Origin of the sequence: Natronomonas sp. (assembly GCF_046710025.1) — an archaeon.
Taxonomy (GTDB): domain Archaea; phylum Halobacteriota; class Halobacteria; order Halobacteriales; family Haloarculaceae; genus Natronomonas.
In genome coordinates, this window is record NZ_JBKEGK010000257.1 from 1 (window position 1) to 3,450 (window position 3,450).

Annotated in this window: 5 protein-coding genes; all 5 read right to left on the reverse strand. The window is 66.2% G+C overall.

All coding sequences use genetic code 11. The features are described from left to right. Positions 1-872: phosphoribosylaminoimidazolesuccinocarboxamide synthase (locus ACI944_RS13310; protein WP_411719515.1), on the reverse strand; the 872-nt coding region annotated here is incomplete at its 3' end. 141 nt (positions 873-1,013) lie between these two features. Continuing rightward, positions 1,014-1,481, reverse strand: coding sequence for a metal-dependent hydrolase (locus ACI944_RS13315; RefSeq protein WP_411719516.1), 468 nt, complete (start codon positions 1,479-1,481; stop codon positions 1,014-1,016). 27 nt (positions 1,482-1,508) lie between these two features. Then, positions 1,509-2,288, reverse strand: coding sequence for a CDP-alcohol phosphatidyltransferase family protein (locus ACI944_RS13320; protein WP_411719517.1), 780 nt, complete (start codon positions 2,286-2,288; stop codon positions 1,509-1,511). A gap of 204 nt (positions 2,289-2,492) precedes the next feature. Beyond that, complete coding sequence (locus ACI944_RS13325) at positions 2,493-2,876, reverse strand: hypothetical protein (protein ID WP_411719518.1); 384 nt, start codon at positions 2,874-2,876, stop codon at positions 2,493-2,495. A 68-nt stretch (positions 2,877-2,944) separates the two neighbouring features. Beyond that, on the reverse strand, positions 2,945-3,450 hold a 506-nt coding region (locus ACI944_RS13330; protein ID WP_411719519.1), incomplete at its 5' end, for an aldo/keto reductase.

The window sequence follows — 3,450 nt, forward strand, 5'->3', positions numbered from 1 at the left end:
TCGCGCCAGTCGGCGACGTCGTCGGCTTTTGCTTCGGTCTTCGCCTCGGCGACCGCCTCAACCCACTCCGGCTGGGTGCGCTTGTGGTACTGTCTGAGGACCTCCTTCGAGAGCTGTTGACCGTCGTACGAAAAGCGGTTTTCGTCGAAGGTGCCAACCACGTCTGCTACCCGGATGTCGCCGTCGTAGTAGAGACACTCGATCTTGCCGTCCTCGTGTTTGAGGCCGGCGTCGGCGGCCGTCTCGGTGACGATCCGGTTGACCTCGCGGGCGATCGACTCGAGGTCGTCGATGTCGGCGTGTCCCGCGATGTAGTCGGCGTTCTCTCGGGAGAGATACCGGTCTGACTCCTCGTACTTCGTCGAGAACTCCACGACGGGGTCGGGAAGGTCGACGGGGCTGTCGGGCCACTCGCCGCCGTTGAGGCCGAAATCCTCCGGGTCGGCCCGCGAACGTAGCGACGAGCCGACCGGGACAGTGTTTCTGAAGACGATTTCGAGGGGAATCAGGTAGTTTTCGCCCGCGGCCTCGTGGTAGGCGGTGTAGTCGTACTCCCGCCCCTCGTGGGGCAGGTCCGGAACGCGGGTCAACTCGATCGCCATCTCGCGGGGCGGGGTCGCGACCGAGTCGAGACCGGCGACCTCGCCGCCGCCGCCGACGACGCCGCGGTAGTGGGTCGCGATTCCCTCGGCCTCAAGCCGTTCGAAGTTGGCTGCACCCATCGCACACAGCGACGCGCCCTTGTTCGGGATGGCGTCGGGCATCTTGCCCCAGTCGAACACCGAGTAGTCGTCGGTGAAGACGAACGCACCGGTCCCGAGCGAGTCGGCTGTCGCCTGCTCCTCGACTCGGAACCCCTTGACGCTAGTCATTATCTGAGGGAACCCCGCCGAGGCTGAAAGGCGTTTCTATCGGCGGGAGCCGACAGTTTCAGACGCTTCTGGGCACTTCGATCGACCCCGTCCGCTCGACGCACCGGTGAGTCACGACGGAGCGGCGTTCGTGAAGCGACGTCACCCGCTGTGAGTGGGCGCATTCCGGAACCGCCCGTGGGCGAGTCCCCCGACAAGCGCAAGCCACAGGACGACCTCGATATAAAACGACGACGTCCCGATGTAGTGCCGGACGAACGCGACCGGCGGAAGACCGAGCGGATCGGTCGACCGTTTGAGCGGCCACAACAGAAACAGCGCGTGGCCCGGGCGGCCGTTGATTACGACGTGAACCACGTCAAGAAAGAGATGCGAGACCCACCCGATCGTGAGCGCCGTGCCGACGCGCAAGAACAGTGCGAGCGTGAGAAGCGCCACGACCGCCAGTGCGCTGTGGCCGACCGAGTGGTACAACTCGACGATCCCCGCCGCTCCGAGAGGCTTGTCGAGGACGTCGGGGGCGGCCGCGCCGACGACGAGAGGCGCCGTCGGTAGCCGCGAGAGGCGGCCAACGACCGCGGCCGCGGCGAGGTGGGTCACGAACAGCATCCGTCCGAACTACGGCTGCGACCCGACTTAACCTTGGCCCTGGGTGTGTCGGTAGAGCCGACCGCTGACGGCGAGATAATCCCGGACGAACACGGCAACTGACGGCGCAAGAACGACTGGCGCGACCGCATGGACCAAGCCGGTCGGCGCGGCCGGGACGAGCGCGATGGTCAGAAACGCCATCTGGATGCCGGCGAGATACTTACCGAGGTCGCTGTCGGGGCGGTCGAAGACAGGGTGCCCCCGCAACCGTCGCCAGCGGATCCCGCCAACGAAGAGGTAGCGAGCCGCCGATATCGAGAGATACCAAGCGGGCAACAGGCCCCACGACACTGCCACGACGGGGGCGGCGACGAATCCGAACGTGTCGAAGGCCACGTCGAGGCGCTTGCCGAGATCGGTCTCGCTGCCGACGCTTCGTGCGACAGTGCCGTCGAGTTTATCGAGGACGATCCCGACGCCATAACAGAGCGCCGGCGCCCACGCGAGGCTGGTCTCGGGTGGCAGGACAGCGAAGCCGGCCACGACCGCGTAGAGCGCCCCCCGAAACAGCGTCAGCGTGTTCGCCAACCCGAGGAGCCGACTCTGGACGCCGCCGGGCCGCGTCGAACCGAGTCTGTACCCAACGTACCAGAGTTGGCCCGCCAAACAGAGTCCGGCGACGACCGCCGGAGAGAGTCCCCACTGACCCGTCGGCCCCACCGGAAGCACCCACCGGAGCGTGACTGCGAGCGCGACGGCGGCGAGCAACGGCAGTCCGACCCCCAGACCAAGGTGTATCCGGCGATCACGCCCGAATTTGCTCATCGGTGCCCCCCCGGAGGTACCCGCTTCGGCCTGGCTGCCCGATCCCGGTGGTCGGGGCGGATGGGACTGGCTTCTCGATTCGGCACGGGTCGCTCATGCGGGGACCACTCACCTATGTTACGTCCACGCCCGACTAAAGCGCGGGTGCGGCGGCAAGATTCGACCCCCCGGCCCAGCAACGCCCGGGCCGTTGGGAAATCTCGGCTACCGTAACAGCACGACGAGAACCACAATGAGAACGACCTGTGCGACCTTGTCGATGATCCCGAGCGTGCCCACGTCGGCCGGAAACGACTTTGGGCCGGCCGCGAAGTTGAAATAGTACCACAGGACGATCTGGACCAGCGTGAACGGGATGCCGAGGGCGTAGACCGCCCGGCGACGGTAATCGAACAACACGAGGGCGATCGCACCCAGAAAGCCAAGCCCGGCGAGGACGAAACTGATCGCCATCCCCGAGGGGAGCATCCGGACCCCGAGCAGGAGGTGGATGGCGGCGGAGACGAGCGCGGTGAGGATGCCCATCCAGTGGAGACCGCGGAGGGTATCGGTGCTGAGTTCCAGCTGTTGGGAGTCAGCCGTTGCCATACTTGATCTACGACACTAACTCACATAGTTTTACTGCCGGCTGGAACCATCGAGCGCAGTCCGCCGGTTCAGCGTTCGAACTCCGGGTCGCGGAGCGATTCGAGTTGCGCACACTCCGCGGGGCGCAACCGGGTCGCGGCCGCGGCCAGGTTCGAGACGAGGTGGTCTGGGGTGGTACTCGAGGGGATCGGAACGACGCCGTTCGTGACATTCCACGCGATGACGACCTCCGCAGGCGAGAGCCCACGCTCGGCGGCGATCCGCTCTATCGTGGGTTCCTCGAGCAGCCCGGGCGCCGACAGCGGCGAGTGGGCGACGACACGGATCCCCCGGTCGTGACAAAACGAGACGAGATCCGTTTGCGGCTTATACGGGTGGCGTTCGATCTGGACGATCGCCGGCGGGACGGTTCCGGACTCGAGGATCGTCTCCAACTGCGCCCGCGATGCGTTACAGACGCCGAGGGTTCGCGCCCACCCGCGATCGTACGCCGCCTCGAGATTCCGCCAGGCCGTGGCCAGCGGGATGTCAGCTGTTTCGAGGTTCCCGTCGTCGCCGGTCGGAAATGTGAGCG